Here is a 1458-nt window from a genome sequence, read left to right as displayed (position 1 = left end):
CAGCAAGCCTACGCCGGTGAAGCCCTCATCGAGGTCGTGGACGAGGCACCGTGGGTAAGCCGCATCGCTGGCCGCCACGGTGCCCAGGTCGGCGGCTTCACGCTCGCCCCGGGCGGCAAGCGGGTGGTGGTGGTGGCGACCCTGGACAACCTGCTCAAGGGCGCGGCCACCCAGGCCATGCAGAACCTCAATCTTGCGCTGGGCATCGACGAACTGACGTCGATCCCGCACTGAAACCGTACAGGAGCTCCCCATGGCAGACCTTCTTTGGCAGAAGCCAGGCGTCGCTGTCGATGCCCAGATCCAGACCTTCCTCGCCGGCGACGATGTGATCCTCGATCGCGAGTTCTTCCTGCATGACATTGCTGCCAGCGCAGCGCATGCGCAGGGCCTGCAGCACATCGGCATCCTCAGCGCCGACGAACTGGCCGGGTTGCTGCGTGAACTCGAGGTGCTGGCGCAGGACTTCCGCGAAGGCCGCTTCGTGCTGGATACGCAGTATGAGGATGGCCATTCGGCGATCGAGGCACGGTTGACCGAGCGCCTGGGCGATGCCGGCCGCAAGATCCACACCGGCCGCAGCCGCAATGACCAGATCCTGGTCGCCACCCGGTTGTGGTTGAAGGAGAAGCTGCAGCGCGTGGCGCAGGTCAGCGCCGAGGTGGCCAAGGTGGCGCTTGACCGTGCGCAGGCCGAGCAGCATCTGCCGATTCCCGGTTACACCCACATCCAGCGTGCCGTGGTGTCCTCGGCCGGCATGTGGTGGGCCGGTTGGGCCGAAGCCTTCATCGACAACGCCGTGCGCGCCCGCGATACCCATGCGCTGGTCGATGCCAATCCGCTTGGCACCGCCGCCGGTTACGGCGTAAACCTGCCGCTGGATCGCGAGCACACCACCGCCGCGCTCGGCTTTGCGCGCATGCAGATTTCGCCGATCTACGCTCAGCTGTCGCGTGGAAAGTTCGAACTGGCCGCGCTGGAAGCGCTGGGCGGTGCCACCCTGGACCTGCGCCGCATTGCCTGGGACCTGTCGCTGTTCACCAGCGCCGAATTCGGTTTCGTCGCGTTGCCGGCGCAGTACACCACCGGCAGTTCGATCATGCCCAACAAGCGCAATCCGGACGTGATCGAGCTGATGCGGGCGACCCATGCCAGCGTCGCCGCTGCACGCACCGAAATCGAGCAGCTGCTGTCGCTGCCGTCGGGCTACCACCGCGACCTGCAGTCGTCCAAGGGTGCGATCTTCCACGGTTTCGGGCGCGGCCTGGCCGCGCTTGAACTGCTGCCGGCGCTGCTGGCCAACCTGGAATGGCGCGATGACAAGCTGCGTGCAGCGATCGATTCGGGCATGTATGCCACCGATGTCGCGGTGGAAGCTGCGGTAGCGGGCGTGCCGTTCCGCGAGGCCTACAAGGCCGCTGCTGCCGGTGCCGACAGTGCAGGGCAGGGGCGAACGCC

General features: G+C 66.7%; 1 protein-coding gene and 1 pseudogene. Both read left to right on the top strand.

The genetic code is table 11. The annotated features are described in order from the left end of the window. Nucleotides 1-234: pseudogene (locus AB4Y84_RS21580) on the top strand (N-acetyl-gamma-glutamyl-phosphate reductase); the annotation flags it as partial. Nucleotides 235-253: 19 nt separating this feature from the next. Then, nucleotides 254-1458 (top strand): argininosuccinate lyase (gene argH / locus AB4Y84_RS21575; RefSeq protein WP_442250920.1); only part of this gene is annotated, 1205 nt, incomplete at its 3' end.

The organism is Stenotrophomonas sp. 2YAF22 (assembly GCF_052114665.1).
GTDB classification, from domain to species: domain Bacteria; phylum Pseudomonadota; class Gammaproteobacteria; order Xanthomonadales; family Xanthomonadaceae; genus Stenotrophomonas; species Stenotrophomonas indicatrix.
This window is presented reverse-complemented; position numbering and strand designations above follow the sequence as displayed.